This is a genomic window from Eudoraea sp., from assembly GCF_039969275.1.
In the GTDB taxonomy this organism is placed as follows: Bacteria; Bacteroidota; Bacteroidia; order Flavobacteriales; family Flavobacteriaceae; genus Eudoraea.
On the sequence record NZ_JBDVOC010000007.1, the window covers coordinates 374,146 to 396,283 of the forward strand.

Consider the following 22,138-nt stretch of genomic DNA (forward strand, 5'->3'; position numbering starts at 1 on the left):
ATTTAAACTACTTTAACAAGAAAGTATCAACTTTAGTACTCCATTATGAAAAAGAATCAATCAAGAAGATTATTTTTAAAACGTGCTGGTTTGGGCGCAGCTGCAATTTCCACAGCACCACAAATTTTAGCTTCCTCTTATAATCAAAAACTATTACTTAACAGAACCTATGAAGAAAATACCTATGCTATAAATGATCAGATAAATCTGGCATTAATTGGATCCGGTATACAAGGAATATACGACACTACTGCTGCTTTAAAAGTGCAAGGTGTAAAACTTGTAGCGGCCTGTGATCTTTACCTGGGCAGGTTAGACAGGGCTAAAGAATTATGGGGAGAGGATATAGCTGTTACCAGAGACTACAGAGAGATCCTTAGCCGCAGCGACATTGATGCCGTTATTGTTGCGGTCCCTGATCATTGGCATAAAAAAATTACTATTGATGCTATGATAGCTGGCAAGGCTGTCTACTGTGAAAAGCCTATGGTGCAGAATTTTACAGAAGGCCATGAAATAATTAAGGCTCAAAAAGATACCGGGATGTTATGCCAGATAGGAAGCCAGGGGATGTCTTCTCTAGGTAATGAAAAAGCACGGCTACTCTATGAGGATGGTGCAATTGGTGACCTGGTGCTTCTGGATATGTATAACGACCGCTATTCTTCGGAAGGGGCCTGGCAATATCCTATTCCTCCTGATGCTGATCCAAATACGGTAGATTTTGATACCTTCCTGGGCACTGCTCCACAAGTCCCCTTTGATAAAAAACGCTTTTTCAGATGGCGAAATTACAGGGATTACGGAACCGGGGTTGCCGGAGATCTTTTCGTTCATGCATTTTCAACATTAAATTATATTATCAGCTCCAAAGGTCCCTCCAGAGCACTTTCAACAGGTGGCTTACGCTATTGGAAAGACGGGCGTGATGTGCCCGATGTTACCTTAACATTTTATGATTATCCGGAATCTGAAACACATGCTGCCTTTAACGCCTCATTCAGGGTAAATTTCATTGCCGGATCTGGTGGAGGAGGAGGTTTCAAGCTGGTAGGAACAGAAGGAGTAATGGAGGTTGGCTACAATTCTGTAAAACTCCTGCGTTCCGAATTGGGAATGACCCCTGGTAATTATTCCATGGTTGCTTATACGGAAGCAACTCAAGCGAAAATCAAGAAAGAGTACGCTTCCAAAAATCTTGAAAGCAGAGAATCTGCATTAAATATCGGGGAAACACTTTGGGAAGCACCAGACGATTACAAAGGAGGTCACTATGACCATTTTTATAATTTCTTCCAGGCGATCCGTGGCAAGAACACAATAATTCAGGACCCTAATTTCGGCCTTAGGGCAGCAGGAGCAGCTTTACTGGCAAATGAAAGTTATTATAAGAATAAGCCTGTTAACTGGGATCCTATTGATATGAAATTAACCTAATCAGCGTATTATGAAAAATCTTATACTCTGCTTTTTTATTGTTTTCACTGTACATTTTGGTAATTCCCAATCTAATCCAGTAAATGTAATTGTTTTTGGTGCACACCCCGATGATTGCGATATAGATGCTGGCGGAACAGCTATCCTTCTAGCAAGGATGGGGCACAAGGTAAAATTTGTTTCCCTTACTAATGGCGATGCCGGGCACTACAACAAAGGAGGCGGAGCCTTGGCAAAAATCAGGATTGCCGAAGCAAAAGAAGCAGGGAAGCGATTTGGGGTGGAATATACAGTTTTGGATAATCACGATGGAGAACTTATGCCTACGCTGGAAAACAGATTAAAGGTCATCCGTGAGATCAGAAAATGGAATGCAGATGTGGTAATAGCTCCCAGACCAAATGATTACCACCCTGATCACCGATATACGGGTATATTAATTCAGGATGCCGCATATATGGTTATCGTACCAAATGTTGCTGCAAATACTCCTCCTTTAAAGAAAAATCCAGTTTTTTTATATTCTGAAGATGGCTTTGAACGCCCAAATCCATTTAACCCTGACATTGTCATAAATATTGATTCTGTTTTTGATCAAAAGATTTATGCCATGGCCGCACATGAATCGCAATTCTTCGAATGGCTTCCATGGACTTCAGGAAATCTGGATAAGGTTCCGAAAGGAGAAAAAGAACGTTTGGAAATGCTCGCTAACTGGCGTCCATCTGCACCCAATAAAACTGCGCTGACGACCCTAATAAAATGGTATGGCGATAAAGCTTCTGAAGTAAAGCACGTAGAGAGTTTTGAAATTTGTGAATATGGAAAACAACCTACAGATGAGGAATTAAGAAAGCTGTTTCCGATGCTCAATGACCAATAGCAAAGCGCTTAGCTCCGTAGTCTGCCCCAAGCCCTTATTTTATTTAATTCAAATCGCGTTGCAAATAAATAAGGGAGAATCTTTTTTTGATTCCCCCTTACTTTTCAATTAATTATTTAACCTAAAACTATAATTTGAATGTGATTACAGGAATTTTGGAATGATTGGTAATATCCTCTCCAATACTACCCATAAAGAAATGTGAAAGCCCCTTTCTGCCATGAGTGGGGATTCCGATTACATCGGCATGGATACTTTCACTAAAATTTAAAACACCTTTCTCTACACTATAATCATTATAAATATTCACTTCCTTGCCGGCACCTGCTTTTTGTAAATACTTGTTTACTTTTTCGTAAGCATCCTGAGTACTTAGAAAATTGTCTCCCGGAGTATTTATATAGACCAAATGTAGTTTTGCCGATAATTTATCTGCAAATTCCTTGGCTTTTTGAAAGGAAACAAGGCTTTCTTCTTTAAATGCACAGGCGAATACAAAATTTTCAGCCTTGAAATCTTCCATTTCATCTTTAATCACCAGAACCGGGATTTCAGAATTTCTTACTACTTTTTCGGCATTAGAACCGACAAATATTTCTTTAAGCCCATCGCTGCCATGAGAGCCCATAATAATCATATCGGCCCCATGTTTTTCGGCAACATCATTTACTTCACTAAATACTTTAAAATGTTTTATAATAGGAGTCACCTTTTTTACATCCTTCAAGTAAGGTTTGTTTAAAAACTCAGAAATTCGTTTCTCAGCCATTTTAATAAGAAACACGGTTTGTTCAGGATGAAACCCTTCTGAAGATGAAATCATTGCCTCATTTAATTCCAGCATATGAAGTGCAATAATCTCTGCTCCGTGTTTTTTAGATAGGGAGGCTGCAGCTTTTAAGGCATATTCAGATTGCTCGGAGAAGTCAATAGGTACTATGATTGTTTTCATGATCTTAGTTTTTAAGGTGAATAAAACACTATTAAATAGTCATGGAAAACAGCCTGGTTTCAGGCGCTTTCCTATGTAATAACAAATCAAATGCCATACATATGTTTCTTATAAAAGGTCTTCCCTTTTCAGTAACTTTAATTCTATTAACGCTAATTTCAATTAATTCGTCTTTTTCCATTTCCCTTAGCCTGGCCAAGATCTGCTCTAAAAGTTCGATGTTTCCACTTTCCAGATCCCAGCTTGTCTCAAAGCTACACATTAAATTTAATATTTGTCTTCTAATAAATTGATCTTCATCGGTTAAAATATGTCCTCTATAAATAGGTATAATATTATTGCCTACCAGGTGTTCATATTCCTCAATGCTTTTAACATTTTGTGCAAAGCTATACCAGCTATCACCAATACTGGAAACTCCAAGTCCAATCATCAATTGCGTTTTGGAGGCAGTATAACCCATAAAATTTCTATGAAGTTTTCCAGAATCCATTGCAGCGTATAAAGAATCGCTTTCCAGCGCAAAATGATCCATTCCAATTTCGTGGTAACCTACCTCAGCTAATAAAGCTTTTCCATTCTCATACTGGTTGCGCTTTTCTTCAGCGGTGGGCAAATCTATATCGTTATATCCTCTTTGACCGTTTCCCTTAAGCCAGGGCACATGAGCATAACTATAAAATGCCAATCGATCGGGCATTAATAATTTGGTTTTTAAAATTGTATCCTTAACATGTTCCAAAGTTTGATGTGGGAGTCCAAAAATTAGATCGTGGCCTACAGATGTAAATCCAATTTCACGGGACCATTCCGTAACATCTCTTACCTTTTCAAAAGGTTGAATACGGTGAATTGCTTTTTGTACTGTAATATTATAATCTTGCACACCATAACTCACCCTTCTAAACCCCAGATCAAATAACACCTGTAAATGAGTCTTGGTGGTGTTGTTGGGGTGGCCTTCAAAACTAAATTCATAGTTTTCGGCTCTTTCCGCAAACCGAAATATTCCATTAATCAATATTTTAAGGTGGTCAGGAGAAAAGAAAGTCGGGGTACCTCCTCCCAAATGTAATTCCTTTATTTTGGGTTTGGCATCAAAAAGTTCGCAATACAAACTCCACTCCTTTAATAAGGTATTTATATAAGGTTTTTCTACCTCATGCCTTTTTGTAATACGCTTATGACATCCGCAAAACGTGCACATTTGTTCACAAAATGGCAAATGAATATAAAGGCTAATACCCTCGGTGGCATTACTTTCCTTAAAAGTTTTCTTCACAGTAGCTTTCCAGGCCTTACCGGAAAATGTATCCATATTCCAATAGGGAACTGTAGGATAACTGGTATAACGCGGACCGGGGATATTGTATTTGCGTACTAAGTTACTCATCTGAAAAAGTGTTTTAACAAATCTATTCGATTTATGTTCAATATAATATGACATAAATCAGTTTTAAATTTAGGTAAAATCGTAATTGGCTAACGATTTCCCGTATAAAAACTTATTTTTGCGGCCATAATAGCAGAACTATGACTCTTTTACTTATGGCAGCCGGAAGAGGCAGCCGATATGGAAAACTTAAACAATTTGACGGCCTGGGGCCCAAAGATGAATTTCTTATGGAATTCAGTATTTCCGACGCTTTAGAAAATGGTTTTAATCATATCGTTGTAATTACTCAAAAGGATAATGTTGAATTTTTAAAAAATTACTTGTCTCCAAAATTACCCAAGCATATAGAGCTCGATGTCCTTTCACAGGAGCTTACAGACCTGCCTGACGGTACTGGGTTTAATGGAGAAAGGAGTAAACCCTGGGGTACTGCGCATGCCGTTTGGACTGCAAGACATGTCATTCAAAATTCCTTTGCAATTATAAATGCAGACGACTACTACGGAAAGGGGGCATATAAAAATGCTTCCAATTTCATCAAAAGCAGCGGAAACAAAGATGCATATGCTTTGGTGGCTTATACCCTTGAAGATACCCTTTCAGAATATGGTTCCGTTTCCAGAGGAGTTTGCAAAAGAGATGGAAATAAATTGCATTCAGTAGTGGAACGTACAAAAATTCAAAAAGTCAACGGAGGACTCACTGATACAGATTCGGGACTTCACTTTAGTGGTGAAGAATTGGTTAGTATGAATTTTTGGGTTTGCAATCCTTCTATTTTCGACCATATTGAACATGATTTGCGAATATTTCTGGAGAATGAGGAAAACATTGCCAGTGGTGAAGTATATATTCCTTTTGTTATTCAGAAAATGTTAGAACAAAATGAAGTAAGTGTTTCGGTAATACCTTCAGATAGCAAATGGTTTGGAATAACCTATGCCGATGATAAGGAAAAAGCTATGAAGGAATTGCAGGACATGACAAATATTGGAGAATACAGAACGCCACTATGGCCGGTTGAATCTGCATAGACTAAATATTAATGGATAGCAATGGCCCCATCGCTGTTTTGCCTTATTTTTCCATTGAGAGAAAGGACTATAAAATACGTCCTATAAGTCAAGGGTATATCAATGACACATACGCTCTCATGCAAGATGATGGACCTTGCTATATATTGCAAAGGCTTAATGCACAAGTCTTTAGCAATATTGATGTATTAATGCAGAACATTCACCACGCACTTCCGTATTTAAATGATGAAAACTACTACCTAATTTCCCTGATAAGCACCATTGATGGCAAGCCTTATTTGAAAATCAATAAAAGTGACTGCTGGCGAATGCTGACAATGGTTCCTGATAGTATTGCTTTTAATACCACGCAGGATGAAGGAATCGCATTAGAAGCAGGAAAAATTATTGGTAAATTCCATTCCCTGTTGCAAGAGGCACCTCTTGATATGTTTAAAGATTCCATCCCCGGGTTTCACGATCTTAACCTGAGGGCCCGGCAGTTTGCAGAAGCTACAAGCAGCGCTACGGCAGACAAATTAAAAGAGGCTGAAAAAGCGATTCTTTTTGCCAAATTGACCCTTGAAGAACTACGTTTTTATGACCCTGGGAATTTACCCCTCAGAATTTGTCATAATGATACCAAACTAAATAATATTCTTTTTCATAAGCAGGATAAAAGAGCACTATGCCTTATCGATCTTGATACCGTAATGAAAGGATATTTTCATTACGATTTTGGTGATGCCGTGCGTACTATAGTAAATAACGTGAACGAAGACGAAAAAAATCTCAGTAAAATAACTTTTAACAAAGGGCTCTTTGAAGCTTTTGTTGACGGTCTGAGCGAGAACTCAGATTTCCTCACTAAAGCAGAAATTCAGCATTTGTCTTTTGGTGTTAAATTAATGCCTTTTATGCATGGTATCAGGGCATTAACAGATTATTTAAATGGGAATATCTACTATAAAGTGACATATGAAACCCAGAATCTGGATAGGTGTCATAATCTCTTTGCCTTTACTAAAAAAGCTGCAGAGCATATGGACTACATGCAGGAAGTAATAATTAAGAAATTTTAAAGCACAGGGGTTACTTAAAAGCGTTGTGGCCGGTAATATCGGCACCTGTAATTAGTAAGTGAATATCGTGTGTACCCTCATATGTGATTACACTTTCAAGGTTCATCATATGACGCATGATACTATATTCTCCTGTTATTCCCATGCCCCCCAGAACCTGCCTGGCTTCCCGGGCTATTTTAATAGCCATTTCAACATTGTTCCGCTTAGCCATAGAAATTTGTGCTGTAGTAGCTCTTCCTTCATTTTTTAATTGCCCCAGGCGAAATGCCAGGAGTTGAGCCTTGGTTATTTCGGTAATCATTTCCGCTAATTTCTTTTGTTGTAATTGAGTTGCTGCGATGGGTTTTCCAAATTGGATTCGCTCCTTGGCATAGCGAAGCGCCGTATCGTAGCAATCCATGGCGGCTCCAATAGCACCCCAGGCAATACCGTATCGTGCAGAGTCTAAACAACCTAAAGGAGCTCCCAACCCATTTTTGCCGGGTAACAGGTTTTCTTTAGGAACTCTAACATTATCAAATATTAATTCACCGGTAGCGGAAGCCCTCAGGGACCATTTATTATGGGTTTCAGGAGTGGAAAAACCTTCCATTCCCCTTTCCACAATTAATCCATGAATTCTTCCTTCTTCATTTTTAGCCCAAACAACACCAATATCAGCGAATGGGGAATTTGAGATCCAAAGCTTGGCTCCGTTTAATAAAAAATGATCTCCTTTATCTTTAAAATTGGTTACCATTCCACTAGGGTTAGATCCATGATCTGGTTCAGTAAGACCGAAACAACCCATATATTCTCCAGTAGCCAATTTAGGTAAGTATTTCTTCCTTTGCTCCTCTGTTCCATATGCAAATATTGGGTACATCACCAAGGAAGATTGAACCGAAGCTGTAGAACGAACCCCACTGTCTCCACGTTCAATTTCTTGCATAATAAGTCCGTAACTAATTTGGTCAAGGCCGGCTCCACCATACTCTACAGGAATATAAGGTCCAAAGGCTCCAATTTCTGCTAGTCCGCCTATAATTTGCTGAGGAAATTCCGCTTTTTGTGCAAATTCCTCAATTATCGGAGTGACATCACGCTTTACCCACTGACGGGCTGCATCTCGCACTAATTTGTGTTCTTCACTTAAAAGTTCATCAAGGTTATAGTAGTCTGGTGCTTCAAATAAGTCTGGCCTCATTCGTAAAATTTTTGTCAAAGGTAGTTAAAGGAATATAACAAACCAATCAAGAGAAAGGACATTTTATAACAGAAAATAGCTCTGAAATGAAGATTTATGAATTAATAAATTCCGCCAAAAGCCGGTGAAAATGATGCACCCCTTTTTCACGTGATGGTGAAAATCTGCCCGCCTTATAAAAACGGGAACGTATACCCTTCTGAACGCCTTCAACCACATCTTCATCTTCCATTTCTACCTTATCTAATTGCGAACCAGCCCCTTTATCCAATTTGGAAGCGTCATAAACATAACTGTAAAAGGATACTTTAGTTTTATTCATTTCAAGGGGTTGGATCAAATTTACGGAAACACCCCAGGGATAAAAATTGAACATCATATTCGGAAATACCCAATAATAATATGCTGCTATTTTCTTTCCATAATCCGGATGATTTTCAGGAAGATCAAAGACCTCCTCGGTGCCTTTAGCATAGCCTATCTGTAAATTCATATGGTCATACAGAAGTGTATCATAGTTTCCGTAATCTAAAACTGCATTCAGATCCTCATGAACAAAAGGGATATGAAAACCCTCTAAATAATTATCACAATAAAGTGCCCAATTTGCATCAATAAAATAGTCTTTACCCCGTTTTTTATCCAATATAAGCTCTTGTAATGGTAAAAACCCAACTCTTTCATTCATGGCGTCCAAAACTTCCTGTATCTCAAAGGCAGGATTGAGTCCAACAAATAAAAAAGGACCCCAATGCCCTAATGGAAATTTATTGAGGTTGTCACATGGTCTTGGGAAATTCTCCACGTCTTCAAATTCTGGCATATGCTCCATTTTGCCATGCAGATCGAAGCTTCGTCCATGGTAACCACAAATCAGTTTTTTAGTCGTCTTTGTACTTTCAACGACTAAGTTCCCGCGATGTGTGCAAACGTTCGTAAGGCAGGAAATCCTGTCTTCCTTATCCCGGGTTAAAAGCATGGGTTCAGTTAAAAACCTATCAAGCAAAATAAATGGATATACGTTCTGTCCGGAATCCACTAATCCTACATGTCCAATCCATTGCCATGACCTGTAAAAAATGCGTTCTCTAACGGCCTCAAAAAAAACGGGATTTCGATAAAAAGAGGCGGGTAAGGTTTCTGCCTTTTTTATATCCGGGTCGATTTTCAATTTTTCCGTCACGAGTTATTTAATTTGTACATTTAAAAATATATAATTCTTTTCAAAACCAACCAAAACCAATGAACCAAAGCAGGAATAAAAAAAAACTTGGGCTATGGATGAGTACTTCTTTAGTTATTGGAAATATGATTGGTGCAGGTGTTTTTCTGATGCCTGCGGCCCTTGCAGCCTACGGAGGAATCAGTATTATTGGATGGCTAGCTTCTTCAATGGGTACTCTTGTATTGGCATTGGTTTTCAGTAGGCTCAGTAAATTGTTCCTCAATAAAAGTGGGGGACCTTATGCTTATACCAGAGCCGGGTTCGGGGAATTCGCCGGATTTTTGGTAGCCTGGGGATATTGGATTTCTATTTGGGTTGGTATGGCCGTAATGGCCATTGCTTTTGTAAGTGCTTTAACGGTGTTGTTTCCGATATTAGATGAAAATTCTTTGGCTTCGGTCTTGACAGGCCTAGGCGCTATTTGGTTACTCACCTGGGTAAACTCCAGAGGGGTCAGGGAATCAGGTAAAATACAAGTAGTAACGACCCTACTTAAACTAACCCCTTTGCTAATGATTATTGTTGGGGGCTTTTTCTTTTTTAATATTGACAACTTTATACCTTTCAATGTAAGTGATTCATCAAGTTTTGAAGCCATAGCTATAACTTCAACTATGACCCTCTATGCTTTTTTGGGATTTGAGAGCGCAACCATTCCAGCAGATAACGTAAAAGACCCCGGAAAAACCATCCCGAGGGCTACTATGCTGGGAACAATTATAACCACTTTGGTTTATATATTGGGAACTGTGGCGGTCATGGGGATGGTTCCACTTCAGGAACTTGCGGTATCGCCAGCACCATTCGCCGATGCCATGGGGATTATGACCGGGTATTTAGGACGTGGGTTGGTTGCTGGTGGAGCAGCTATTGCTGCTTTTGGAGCCCTTAACGGATGGATCCTAATTGTTGGTCAATTACCAAGGGCAACTGCAAAGGATAAACTCTTTCCGGGAATTTTTAAAAAGGAAAACAAACGAGGTGTCCCTGTTTATGGAATGCTGATCGGCAGTGCCTTGGCCTCAGGGGTAATGCTAATGAATTATGCCGAAGGCCTGGTAGAGCAATTCAGGTTTTTAATTTTGCTAGGCACCTTGAGTGCCTTAGTTCCGTATCTCTTTACTGCTGCTGCCTATGTTAGTATCCTTTTAGAGAAAAAGCTGCCCTCACAACCATGGTTGGGAATATATGGTATGGGTAGTTTGGCTTTTTCTTACTCTCTTTGGGCAATTTTCGGAGCAGGTGAAAAGGCTGTGTTTTGGGGATTTATTTTGTTGATGATCGGAATACCCTTTTATGTATTTGTGAAATGGAGAAATAAAGATTCCACATAATAATAATTCGATGCAATATACCTGTCAATCTGAGTACAAAAAATTGGAATCCGTTTTCATCAAAACCGCTGAGGAAGCTTTTGTAAATGAAGAGAAGCTAAAAAAAGAATGGTTTGCACTTAATTACCTTTCCAAACCGGATCTGACCAGTGCAAAAGAGGAGTATAAGACCTTTAGAAATTTGCTTGCCAAAGAAGTGCCTCACATAAGTTGCTTCCCTAAGTCTGAATCGGTTGCTATAGATTCTATCTACTGCAGGGATGCCAGTATAGCAACAGATTATGGAATGATTATATGCAATATGGGCAAACAATCAAGGGCTTTGGAACCTGGCACACAAAAGAAATACTTTGAAGCCAATAAACTTCCAATTCTTGGGACTATAAAAAACCCGGGGACTCTTGAGGGAGGTGATGTGGCCTGGTTAGACAAAAATACTTTGGCAGTTGGGCATACGTATCGCACTAATTCATCGGGAATTGCACAGCTAAAAGAACTGCTGGCCCCTTATAAAATTGAAGTAGTCGTGGCAGAACTTCCACATTATAAAGGTGCCACAGATGTCTTTCATTTAATGTCCATACTAAGTCCGGTAGATAAAGATCTGGCAGTCGTTTATTCCCCGCTAATGCCAATTTCATTCAGAAATGAATTGCTGCATCGTGGATTTAGTTTTATAGAGGTTCCGGAATATGAATTTGAATCTATGGGTTGTAATGTGCTGGCTATTGCCCCCAGGCAATGCATAATGGTAGCCGGAAATCCTGATACCGAAAATGCTTTGCGCGCGGCGGGATGTACTGTTTTTACTTATAAAGGCCAGGAAATCAGTTATAAAGGTGGGGGTGGTCCTACCTGCCTCACCCGACCCATTCACAGAATAGACTAAACCTCACATCTTCAGATAGAAATCTTTCGTCAGATTTATATAATCTTCAGTATACTCGTGTCTTGACTTTTCGATAATCAGTTCATTTGTCAAAACTTCGGTATTTTTAAAATGGAATTCTATAAGGCTTCTCTTAACTTCAGAATCCGGATGGCCTTTTACACGCTGTAACCGTGCAGGATAAAGTCTAAGTTTTAAGGCTTCCTGTAGCACTCTCTTTTCTTCTTTATAAGGAATTACAAGCGCAAAAATACCCTTCTCCGAGAGCAACCCAGACACCCCTTTAAAAAGAAGATTAAAAGGGAGGGAGCTATTCTGTCTGGCCAGGTCTCTGGCACTATCACCGCTGGAGACTTCTTCAGAATAAAAAGGGGGATTAGAAATTATCAGGTCATATTTATCATCTACCTCATCAAGGAATTCATCAAGAGAGGCATGGTAACAAAAAAGCCGGTCTGCCCATGGTGAAGCTTCGAAGTTCTCTACGCATTGTTCAAAAGCATCCTCATCTATTTCAATGGCATCTATGGTGTCCGCATAACATCTTTGAGCCAACATTAACCCTATAATGCCTGTGCCGGAGCCAATATCTAAAATTGATTCGGGTGAATTAGAGATGTTCGTCCAGGCACCCAATAAAACACCATCTGTGCCTATCTTCATGGCGCAACGATCCTGGTAAATGGTGAATTGTTTAAATTTAAATGGTTTTCTCATTCAATGGTACCCGCCAGTCTAATTTCAGTTCCTTCTATTTCCTGCAATGAATCCCCTAATTTTTTTCGCATAGCATCTGCCAGCTGTTTTATTTTTTCCACGACCTCCGGATATTCACCGGCTACATTTGTGGTTTCACCGAAGTCCCTGGAAAGATCATAAAGTTCAATTTCTTTTAAATCTAAATACACGTAATTGCCGGGAAGCCCATCCTTACCTGGCTTCTGACCTTTCATAGTTCTGTAATTATGTGGGAAATAAAGTTTCCATTTACCATATCTGACACCGTGAAGTTCGTTCACCCTGTAATAAAAATAATAAGCCTCCTGCGGACTCTCTTTACTATCTCCGTTAAGTAATTTCCAAACACTTTTGCCGTCAATAACGGTATCAGGTAATTCTGAACCTGTTATTTCGGCCAGCGTAGGTAAGATATCTATGGCCATTACAGGGGTATCAATATTCCGGCCGCCATTTAATCCATTGGGATATCTTATTATAAATGGCTCTCTGTGACCGCCTTCCCATGCCGTGCCCTTGCCTTCCCGAAATGGCAAAGCACTACCCGCATGATTCCCATAGGATAACCAGGGACCATTATCCGAAGTAAAAATTACAATGGTATTTTTATCCAGATTATTGACTTTTAAAGCATTCAAAATCTGCCCTACAGACCAATCGATCTCCATAATGACGTCTCCATATAATCCCCTACCAGACTTTCCCTTAAACTTCTCTGAGACAAACAAGGGTACATGTGGTTGTGGGTGGGGTACATAAAGAAAGAAGGGACGATCCTTATTCCTGTTTATAAAATCTACGCTTCGCTCTGTAATTTGCGTGGTTAATTGAGACTGGTTGGTTAAGGTGTCTACCACGGTTTCATTCTCATATAATGGCAAAGGCCCAAAATGAAAAACAGGACCCTGTTGTGGATGAAAAGGCCACATATCGTTAGAATATGGAATTCCAAAATACTCATCAAAGCCTTGTTTGGTTGGTAAAAAATCCGGATGATCTCCTAAATGCCATTTCCCAAAAATGCCGGTGGCATATCCGTTTGCTTTAAGCATTTCTGCAATAGTGGTTTCAGAAGGATGCAGCCCAATTTTACTATCTGGCATAAAGGCATTGTGAATCCCAATACGATTAGGATAACAACCCGTTAATAACCCGGCCCTTGAGGCTGAGCAAACTGCCTGGGCAGCATAAAAACTACTTAATTTTATACCTTCTCCGGCCATCTGATCCAGGTGTGGCGTTGGGATGTCATTTGCTCCGAATACCCCAACATCCTGATAACCCTGATCATCAGTAAAAATTAAGACTACATTTGGATGTTTCATCTCCTTAGAAGCAACCTCTTCTGTTTTATTTTTACAGCTAACTAAAAGAAGGATCAGGATCCAAAAAGAGAGGTTACGATACATTGAAAAAAGCTAAGTTTTCTTAATTCTTTTAAGACAAGTTTGACTAAACACTTGTAAGTTGGGCTGAATATAATTAATTTTCACTCATCTGGTATGGTATTCGCAGATTGTTCTAAATCTAAAGTATGATTATTAAATTCTCGGTGGATTTAAAAATTCCGGCCCGCAATAGTTTTTTCTTATTATTTCTAATTGTCTTTTCTATCACGGGCTGCAAACCAAAAAGCGAGGGGCCTCACCCTATTGAGCGAGTAATTAGTTCCATGTCGGATACCTTACCTGTATTAACCATTCCTGAGGATGAAGATCCGGAAAGTGAAAACTGGAAAGGCGCTGATCTGGAACCAAAATCTCCCGTATTGCCTTTATACCCGGAAGAAGAAGCCACCCACTTTCTATTACCTCCCGGGTATAAGATAGAACCTATTCTGACAGAACCAGAGATAGAACAACCTGGTGCTATTTCCTTTGATGGAAACGGACGAATGTATGTGTTGGAATTACGGACTTACATGCTAACAGCCGATTCAGACGGAACCCTGGAACCGGTGAGTAGAATATCACGTTGGGAAGATAAAAATAACGATGGCATCTATGAGTCAGGAACCACCTTTGTGGATAACCTTATCTTTCCCAGATTTGTGTTACCCTATGGTAAAGATTGTATTCTTACTATGGAATCGGATGCAGATAATGTCTATAAATATACCGATACCGATGGGGATGGAATAGCAGATAAAAAGGAATTCTTTACAGATAAATTTGGACGGTCAGGAAATGTGGAGCATCAACAAGCCTTTATGTACTGGGGAATGGATAATTGGTTGTACAGTACGGTTAATGCGTTTCGGGTAAAAGAAACACCTCGAGGGGTGATCAGGGAAAAAACCGGATACAACAGAGCTCAATGGGGCATTACTCATGACAATGAGGGGAAGCTATGGTTTCAAGGCGGTTGGAGTGGTGTACCCTCCTACTTCCAGTTTCCTATTCATTATGGGAATTTTGAGGTAGAAAATGAATTTGAAGAAGGATTTGAAATTCCCTGGGGAGCGCCTGTGAAGATTGCAGACATGCAAGGAGGAATGGACGAGGTTCGCCAACCTGATGGGTCACTGAACAGGGTTACCGGAGCTGCAGGCAATGATATCTATAGGGGAGACAGATTACCGAAAGAACTTATAGGACAGTATTTTTATGGAGAACCGGTGGCGAGGATCGTCCGTCAGATAAACCCGGTAGTTACAGAAGGGCTTACTAAACTGCATAATGTTTATCAGGATGAAAAATCAGAATTCCTGCGCAGCACAGATCCCCTTTTCAGGCCGGTTGACATGGCAACTGCACCGGATGGCACCATGTACGTCGTGGATATGTATCATGGGATAATTCAGGAGGGTCAATGGGTGCAGAAAGGAACCTATCTGCGAACGAAGATTGAACAATACCAACTAGATAAAGTAGTAGGTCTGGGACGTATCTGGCGTATTTCTTATGAAGGAAATTCACGCGATAAAACAAAACCCAGAATGTTTGAGGAGAGTCCGGCACAACTAGTGAAACACCTGGAACATCCTAATGGATGGTGGCGCGATAAAGCGCAGCAACTTCTCGTTATGGCCAACGATGGTTCAGTTGTTCCTACCCTTAAAACAATAGTTCAAAAAAGTGAAAATCTTTTAGGAAGATTTCATGCCCTATGGACATTGGAGGGGTTAAACTCCTTGGATCCTGAATTACTAAAGGTTCTATTAAAAGACCCGAATCCAAGAATGCGGATTCAGGCACTCCGCGCAAGTGAGTCACTGTCCAAATCGGGCAAAAAAGATCTGGAAAAATATTATGCAGAATTGCTATCGGATCCAAACACCGATGTTGTTATCCAGGCTATGCTGACTTCAAATCATTTGAAAATTCCTTCTTTGGAGGAAAATATAAAGTCTGTCTTAACTCAGAATCAGACCTTGGGGGTGCAGCTGGTTGGGGAACAAATCCTAAACCCAAAAGAAATGAGAAGTTTTGGATCCCGATCCGGACCTAAACTTACAGAAGTACAACAGGAACAGATAGAAAGGGGTGCGGAGATTTTTAATGAATTATGTGCTCAGTGTCATGGCCCGGATGGTAAAGGAACACAACTGGGAAATGGCATTATTATGGCTCCTTCTTTGGCAGGGTCTATAAATGTTCAGGCTCACCCGGAATATGTTATAAAGACGCTACTCCATGGCCTGGAGGGCCCTTTAGACGGAGAATCATATCCCGGTGGGATTATGGTAGGTATGGGAGACCAATCTGATGAGTGGATTGCCTCTGTAACTTCTTATGTAAGATTATATCTGGATAATGAGGCCAATGTAGTGACTCCTGAAGATGTAGCCAAAGTGCGGTCTGAAAGTGTAGACCATGAAGGTTCATATCAATACAACGAGCTTTTGTCCTCTATTCCACAAATTTTAATTCCTGCCAAAGACTGGGAGGTTACTGCTAGCCATTCTGCCCCTGCCAGAATAGGTGGAACGGCATCACCTTTGGGTGCTTTTAATTTTGAAGGCTGGACCACCGGAGAAAAACAAAAAAAGGGAATGTGGTTTCAAATTGAATTTTCAAAAATGGAAGAAGTGACTGAAATTCATTTTAACTCTCCTCCAAAAAGATTCGGCTGGAGACCAGATGCCCCACCTCCACTGCAGACCTATCCCAGGGACTATGAGGTCCTGATTTCTGCAGATGGTAAACAATGGCAAACGGTGGCTGAAGGCAGCTGTGAGAACGAAAATACCATCATATCATTTAAGGCAGTTACCGCGAAATTTATCAGAATAACGCAAATAAGAAATTTGAAAGAAGAAGGAGAAATTCCGTGGTCCATGAGACAAATGAAAATATTCGGTTTACTCCAAAATGAGAAGTTGGTAAACTAAAAGGACACTAAAAGAACAACATTATGGAAAATAACAAAAGTAATTTTAGCAGAAGAAAGTTTATTGGAACATCCACCGCTTTTGTCGCTGGTGCGGCTATTACTGGTCCCTCACTTTTTGCGGCTCCATCGATGCTAAAAAACAACAACAAGCCAAATTCAATAATAAATGGCGTACAAATAGGTGTAATTACTTATTCTTTCAGGAGTATGCCAGATCAAAGTGCTGAGGCCACATTAAAGTACATATTAGATTGCGGTATAAATGCCATTGAACTCATGGGTGATCCAGCCGAGTCTTATGCCGGAAAACCCGAAAATCCTGTTGATCGTCGCGCCTATTTCACTCTTATGAGATCTAAACGCAAAGGAGAAGTCCTAAATGATGAAGAGCAAAAAGAATTCGCGGAAATGCAGGAAAAAATGGCAGCTTATAAAAAAGAAGTGGCACAATGGCGTTCGAATGTACCCATGGATAAATTTGTGGAACTTAGAAAGATGTACAATGATGCTGGTGTTACTATCTATGCCTTCAAACCCGGGGCCTTTGGAAAGGACAATACTGATGCTGAAATTGAATGGGGCATGCGGGCAGCTAAAACCTTGGGGGCAAGCCATGTAACGTTGGAACACCCCGGTGATGATGCACATACCCAAAAACTGGGAGATATGGCCAAAAAACACGGAATTTTCGTAGCCTATCATGGTCATGAACAACAGACGCCCACTTTTTGGGATACGGCTTTAAAACAATCAAAGTACAATGCCTTGAATCTGGATTTAGGACATTATGTAGCCGCTGGAAATACGGACCCGCTTGAAATTATAAAGAGTAAACACGACCGTATTATGAGTATGCACACTAAAGATCGTCAAACACCTGAGCATGGAAAAGGGAATCTTCCATGGGGAACCGGAGATACGCCAATAACCCAGGCCCTGCAACTAATCAGGGATAACAAATATAAATTTCCAGCTACGATTGAATTGGAATACGATATACCTGAAGGTTCAAATGCAATAGAGGAAGTTAGAAAGTGTCTGAAGTATTGTGAAAAGTCTCTGGCTTAAGAAGCCTTTATATCTGTTCCTATTATAACAATTTGGTGAAACTTATTTCCCGATTGTTTAGTGTATAACTTTTAACCTCCATATAGGAAGAAACTACGAAACTTTAAGTTTATATTCTTTATTGCGCTTGTTGCAGAAATGCCAGCAAATCAGCCATGTCCTGTTTATCTATTCCTGCTTCCAGTCCTTCCGGCATTAGAGATTTTCCGGTAGACATAAAGACTTCAATTGTATTTTTTGGAATAATTACTTCTTCCCCACCTGTCATTTTTAAAGTAAGTTCTGTATCTGTTTCATTACTGACAAGTCCAAAATAGATACTTCCACCAGCCGTGACTACTTTGTAGTTTAAATATCGGGTATCCACGGCGGCATTAGGGTCCAGAATTTCATGAATCAGGGACTCCTTACTTTTTCTGCTTATTTCGGTTAAAACAGGACCTACTTCATTGCCTGTACTTCCATAAATATGGCAACTTGAACATAAATTTTGAAATACAATACTTCCCTTTTCTGAATCTCCATTTAGAGCTAAAGCAGGTTGCATTTCTAATATTACCTGTTTCCTTTGAACAACTCCACTATCTGAAAACAACGCCTCTGCTCGTTTTCGAATATCTTCATCATCAGAAAACAATAACACTCTCCTGCGTTCCAGATCAAGATTAAATTCACCGAGGTTTACCGTACCATCTTCCATGGCGGTTAGAAGTGCATCATGATTAAAAGATTTATATAACAGAATATCGGTTGCGTGCTTTCTGGCTTCCGGAGCTAAAAAATTCCACATACTTAAAAGTCTTGGCCCCACTTCTTTTTCGTTAGAATTCCATAATTGTTTAAGGGATTCCCTTTGCAAAACCATAGGCCTTTTGCTATCAAGCAGTTTGTAAAGTAAAGCAGCCCTGTTTTCGAAATCAGACAAGCCAATTAATTTTAATTGTAACAATTGCTCATCTATACTCCCCTTTTGTGCTAAAATATCCTTCTGGGATTTCGCCATTATTTCATTGATCTTTTTAGAAGAAGGGAATCCCATGGCCAGGCGGAGTTCTCCAGTGGCTTTTATTATTCCGAGGTCATTGATATTTTCCAGATTTCTCAAAGCCTGTATGATTGAATTCTTACTGTCTTTGTCTGCCAATTGATCTACCCTCTGAATGTATCCTTTGGAAAGTGATTCAATAAGTTCGGCTTTTAAAGATTTTTGTATATTACTTTTATAGATCCCATCCAGAACCGATTTGATACTCAGACCATCCATTTCTTTTCCAATTATTCCGGTCAAAATTTCCAGCACTTGCTTTTGGTCTTCTGTTAGCACCTGGTTATAAGTTAATTCTTCACCTACAAAACTGCTGGCCTGTCTGCTTAATGCAAATGACATTGCCATTCTATTCCATTGATCTGATTGAGTCTCTCTTAATGCCTTTTTCATTAAGGACGCAATTTGACCCCTATGTGCAAAATATAAAGAATCTGAGATAGTACTGAGGGTAAGAGCAGCCTGCATTCTAAGGCGTGGATTATTTGCCAGTGATAAACCCAGCAATGATTCCATAAACTTGTCAATTTCTTCTGGTCTTGCCTCTAGAATTTTCAAGGCATTTTCGGCAATAGGGCTATAAGGATCATTTAAAGCCTTCATTAATTGTTTGTTATTTAGACTACCCAGACCCTCAAGTGTCCATAAACTATGGATTCTTGCCAAAGGATTTTGAGTGCTGTCCAATTGTGTTGCAATTAAAGGAACTGATTTATAGTTCTTTTGGGTTACGAGTCGTTGCTGAGCTGTCTTCCTTATCCATTGGTTTTTGTTCCCCAAGGCCGTTACAAGTTCTATTTCACTGAAATTTTCCAGATCTTTTGGTTTGTCATAATTATATTGGATTCCGGTAATACGGTAGATTCTTCCTTTGTTTCTCCCCGCATTTAAATCCAATCCGGCCTCAATATCATCCGGAATCCATTCAGGATGCTCAATGACTTCCCTGTGCATATCTAAAACATAAAGAGACCCATCCGGGCCCACAGTCATATTAACGGGTCTGAATGCCCTATCACTGGATGCCAAAAATTCGGTTTTATCTCCAACTCTGCTTGCTTTGGAAGCTGCGTCGTTTTCCGTTAATAGGTCCATATGAACGAGATTTAGAACGCAATCAGCCACCAATAAAGACGAATCAAAATCTTCGGGAAAAATTCCTCCCCCATAAAATGTAATTCCACATGCTCCTGAAAAATACCCGGATTGCTCAGGGTGATTCACCCTGGTTTCCTGCTCACCAATGGGGTAAATTCTAGACAAACCGTTTTCATCATGATCGGAGATATTTGTTAATGCATGGCTAGGAGTAACAGGTAAATTTTGAAAATAACGATCCTCAAATATCAATTGAGAAACATGTTCCAGGTTATGAGTTTCGTACAATCGACCCCATTCGTCAAAAGTAATTTTAAATCCCCCTGAAGATTCCCCTACCCTTTCAGCAATTTCATTTTCCAAATCCAGACGGAGATCGCCACCTCTTAAATTTAGAATAGAATCAGGTTTAGAGAAAAAATAAGGTTTTCCTGAGTTTCCCCCATTTGCCGTATAGATCCAGTTGTCCAATCCATAAGTCAATCCATTAAAATTATGCTGAAGATTCTCATTGCTAAATCCATCCATAATATGAACTCGTTCGTCGGCCAACCCATCAAAGTCCTGGTCCGAAATCCAAATAAGATGCGGTGGGGAGGCAACCAGGAAACCACCTTTATAAAACATAAAAGAGGAAGCTACTCCCAGGCTGTCCGCGTAGACTTTCCTTTCATCATAGAACCCATCATCATCAGTATCTTTCAAAAGAATAATCCGGCTTTGTTCATCCCGCAGAGGGTATCCGGGCATTTCTAAAACATACGTATTACCGTTGGGAGAGAACTGCATGTCCACCGGGTCATAAACTAATGGTTCAGAAGCAACTAATTCAATTTTAAAATCAGGGTGTATTTTAAAACTTTCAATGGATTCTGAATGTTTAGTTGTGCAGTTTAAAAACAAAGCGATAGCCGCCAAAAAATATAAAACAGTTCTGATATTCATTTTTCTACCCAAAATAAAAAAGGATTATGAAAGATAGAAAAAAAAGAAAGAACTTAAAGGGTAGAATGCCTTTCTAATCTCAATTGAAAGAACTAGGAAAGATAAAGGTCTACCAAGCCTTCAGGGGTAGTTACATAAAGAGTTTTATTGGCCCTGTCAACTTTGTCAATAATATTATCAGCTACTGGGATCAGAAGTTCCTTATCATCCTTTTTTACCTCAAAAAGCGCCTGGGAAACAGAATCATTTACTGCTGTAATAATTCCAATATTTCCGTATTGGCTATCGATGACCTCAAACCCTATAATTTCATGATAATAGAATTTGTTTCCCGAAAGTTTGGGCAGGAATTCTAAGGGAAGATACAAATGAGACCCTATGATACGATCTGCATCGGTCTCAGAGGAAATGTCTTCAAATCGAATACGGAGCAGATTCGATTTATGCAAATAACACTTTTCAATAAAAAATGGAACCAGATTGTTTCCTAATGAAACAAAAACTGATTCCATGTTTTCGTATATTTCGGGCTCATCGGTATCGAGTTTAACAAGTACCTCACCCTTAAAACTATGTTTTGAAACGATCTTGCCCAGGTAGAAACAATCTTCCTTTTGCATCTCGCTTTAAAAATTATTTTTTCTTTTCAGAAGCAGCAGGCTTTTCTTCAGTGTCTCCTTCGGCAGCAGCATCTTCTGCTTTAGCAGGAGCAGCCTCTTTGGCAACTTCTTCTTCAACAGCAGGAGTAGCTTCCTCGACTTTCTCTTCGGCAATAGCTTCTTCAGCCACCGGAGCAGTTTCTTCAACTACAGGAGCAGTTTCCTCAACAACTTCTTTGGCAGCAGCTTCTTCGGCTACAGGCTCTTCTTTCGCAGCTTCCTCCACTACTGGTTCTTCCGTAACAGCATTAGCTTCTTCAGTTACTTCCGCTTCAGCTCCAGCCTCTTCAGTAACAACAATAGCTTCTTCAGTTATTTCTGCTTCAGCCTCTTCATTTAATGCTTCTGTAGCAGCTAAAGCTCGTTTTTCGCTTACTTCTTTTTCAGCTTCTAAAGCTTTAGTTTTTGCATCAGCCTTTTCCTTATCTAATCCGGCCTCTTTCTTTGCAATAGTCTTTGCTTTTTCTTCAACCCATGCATTAAATTTTGCTTCTGCTTGTTCTTCCGTCAAAGCGCCTTTTCGAACACCACCTAATAGGTGATGCTTATATAAAACACCTTTATAAGATAAAATTCTTCTGGCAGTATCTGAAGGTTGAGCTCCGTTTACAAGCCATTGAACAGAATTATCAATGTTTAATTCAATGGTAGCAGGATTGGTGTTCGGGTTGTAGCTCCCTAACTTTTCAAGAAACTTACCATCTCTTTTTGAGCGTGCATCTGCTGCTACTACCCAATAAAATGGTTTTCCTTTTTTCCCGTGTCTTTGTAATCTAATTCTAACTGGCATATCACATTAATTTTGCAGGGTGCCCGACCCTCGATTATTAATTCTTTATTTTTTCCC

The 22,138-nt window shown here is 39.7% G+C and carries 16 protein-coding genes and 1 pseudogene; 8 read left to right on the plus strand and 9 right to left on the minus strand.

The features are described from left to right. The first annotated feature begins 45 nt into the window (after positions 1-45). Entirely contained in the window at positions 46-1,437 is a 1,392-nt protein-coding gene (locus tag ABJH90_RS06280; RefSeq protein ID WP_348137627.1) for a Gfo/Idh/MocA family oxidoreductase, read from the plus strand. 10 nt (positions 1,438-1,447) lie between these two features. Beyond that, complete coding sequence (locus ABJH90_RS06285) at positions 1,448-2,320, plus strand: PIG-L family deacetylase (RefSeq protein WP_348137628.1); 873 nt, start codon at positions 1,448-1,450, stop codon at positions 2,318-2,320. Positions 2,321-2,447: 127 nt separating this feature from the next. Here ABJH90_RS06285 and ABJH90_RS06290 read toward each other — a convergent pair whose 3' ends face one another. Both ABJH90_RS06290 and hemN read right to left on the minus strand, forming a co-directional pair. Further along, the gene (locus ABJH90_RS06290; RefSeq protein ID WP_348137629.1) at positions 2,448-3,272 is read right to left on the minus strand and encodes a universal stress protein; all 825 of its coding nucleotides are present in this window, start codon (positions 3,270-3,272) and stop codon (positions 2,448-2,450) included. A gap of 31 nt (positions 3,273-3,303) precedes the next feature. Continuing rightward, the gene (gene hemN, locus ABJH90_RS06295; protein ID WP_348137630.1) at positions 3,304-4,665 is read right to left on the minus strand and encodes an oxygen-independent coproporphyrinogen III oxidase; all 1,362 of its coding nucleotides are present in this window, start codon (positions 4,663-4,665) and stop codon (positions 3,304-3,306) included. A gap of 140 nt (positions 4,666-4,805) precedes the next feature. Here hemN and ABJH90_RS06300 point away from each other — a divergent pair, with 140 nt between their 5' ends. After that, on the plus strand, positions 4,806-5,702 hold the full coding sequence (locus ABJH90_RS06300; protein ID WP_348137631.1) for a sugar phosphate nucleotidyltransferase: 897 nt from the start codon (positions 4,806-4,808) through the stop codon (positions 5,700-5,702). Between the two features lie 11 nt (positions 5,703-5,713). Then, a complete protein-coding gene (locus ABJH90_RS06305; protein WP_348137632.1) occupies positions 5,714-6,766 on the plus strand; it encodes an aminoglycoside phosphotransferase family protein in 1,053 nt (350 codons plus the stop codon). 10 nt (positions 6,767-6,776) lie between these two features. On the opposite strand, the gene ABJH90_RS06310 is transcribed toward ABJH90_RS06305, so the two are convergent. Both ABJH90_RS06310 and ABJH90_RS06315 read right to left on the minus strand, forming a co-directional pair. After that, positions 6,777-7,955, minus strand: coding sequence for an acyl-CoA dehydrogenase family protein (locus ABJH90_RS06310; RefSeq protein ID WP_348137633.1), 1,179 nt, complete (start codon positions 7,953-7,955; stop codon positions 6,777-6,779). A 94-nt stretch (positions 7,956-8,049) separates the two neighbouring features. Then, entirely contained in the window at positions 8,050-9,138 is a 1,089-nt protein-coding gene (locus ABJH90_RS06315; protein ID WP_348137634.1) for an SRPBCC family protein, read from the minus strand. Positions 9,139-9,197: 59 nt separating this feature from the next. On the opposite strand from ABJH90_RS06315, the gene ABJH90_RS06320 reads away from it, so the two are divergent. Beyond that, positions 9,198-10,514 (plus strand): amino acid permease, encoded by a 1,317-nt coding sequence (locus ABJH90_RS06320; RefSeq protein WP_348137635.1) that lies wholly within the window; start codon positions 9,198-9,200, stop codon positions 10,512-10,514. 10 nt (positions 10,515-10,524) lie between these two features. Continuing rightward, complete coding sequence (locus tag ABJH90_RS06325) at positions 10,525-11,403, plus strand: arginine deiminase family protein (RefSeq protein ID WP_348137636.1); 879 nt, start codon at positions 10,525-10,527, stop codon at positions 11,401-11,403. A 3-nt stretch (positions 11,404-11,406) separates the two neighbouring features. Here the strand turns inward: ABJH90_RS06325 and ABJH90_RS06330 are convergent, their stop codons facing one another. Both ABJH90_RS06330 and ABJH90_RS06335 read right to left on the minus strand, forming a co-directional pair. After that, positions 11,407-12,120 carry a methyltransferase gene (locus tag ABJH90_RS06330; protein WP_348137637.1) on the minus strand — a complete coding sequence of 238 codons (714 nt, stop codon included), beginning with the start codon at positions 12,118-12,120 and terminating at the stop codon, positions 11,407-11,409. After that, positions 12,117-13,550, minus strand: a complete 1,434-nt coding sequence (locus tag ABJH90_RS06335; protein ID WP_348137638.1) for a sulfatase — start codon at positions 13,548-13,550, stop codon at positions 12,117-12,119. The genes ABJH90_RS06330 and ABJH90_RS06335 overlap by 4 nt, the downstream gene beginning before the upstream one ends. 125 nt (positions 13,551-13,675) lie before the next feature. On the opposite strand from ABJH90_RS06335, the gene ABJH90_RS06340 reads away from it, so the two are divergent. Both ABJH90_RS06340 and ABJH90_RS06345 read left to right on the plus strand, forming a co-directional pair. Beyond that, positions 13,676-16,474, plus strand: coding sequence for a discoidin domain-containing protein (locus tag ABJH90_RS06340; protein WP_348137639.1), 2,799 nt, complete (start codon positions 13,676-13,678; stop codon positions 16,472-16,474). A gap of 23 nt (positions 16,475-16,497) precedes the next feature. Beyond that, positions 16,498-17,544, plus strand: a complete 1,047-nt coding sequence (locus ABJH90_RS06345) for a TIM barrel protein (protein ID WP_348137640.1) — start codon at positions 16,498-16,500, stop codon at positions 17,542-17,544. A gap of 118 nt (positions 17,545-17,662) precedes the next feature. Here ABJH90_RS06345 and ABJH90_RS06350 read toward each other — a convergent pair whose 3' ends face one another. The 3 genes and pseudogenes from ABJH90_RS06350 to ABJH90_RS06360 all read right to left on the minus strand — a co-directional run. Further along, positions 17,663-20,632: a PVC-type heme-binding CxxCH protein gene (locus tag ABJH90_RS06350; RefSeq protein WP_348137641.1), complete on the minus strand. Its 2,970-nt coding sequence runs from the start codon at positions 20,630-20,632 to the stop codon at positions 17,663-17,665. 92 nt (positions 20,633-20,724) lie between these two features. Continuing rightward, positions 20,725-21,252 carry a ribosome maturation factor RimM gene (gene rimM, locus ABJH90_RS06355; RefSeq protein ID WP_348137645.1) on the minus strand — a complete coding sequence of 176 codons (528 nt, stop codon included), beginning with the start codon at positions 21,250-21,252 and terminating at the stop codon, positions 20,725-20,727. Between the two features lie 292 nt (positions 21,253-21,544). Then, positions 21,545-22,081, minus strand: a pseudogene (locus ABJH90_RS06360) (30S ribosomal protein S16); the annotation flags it as partial. Between the last annotated feature and the right edge of the window lie 57 nt (positions 22,082-22,138).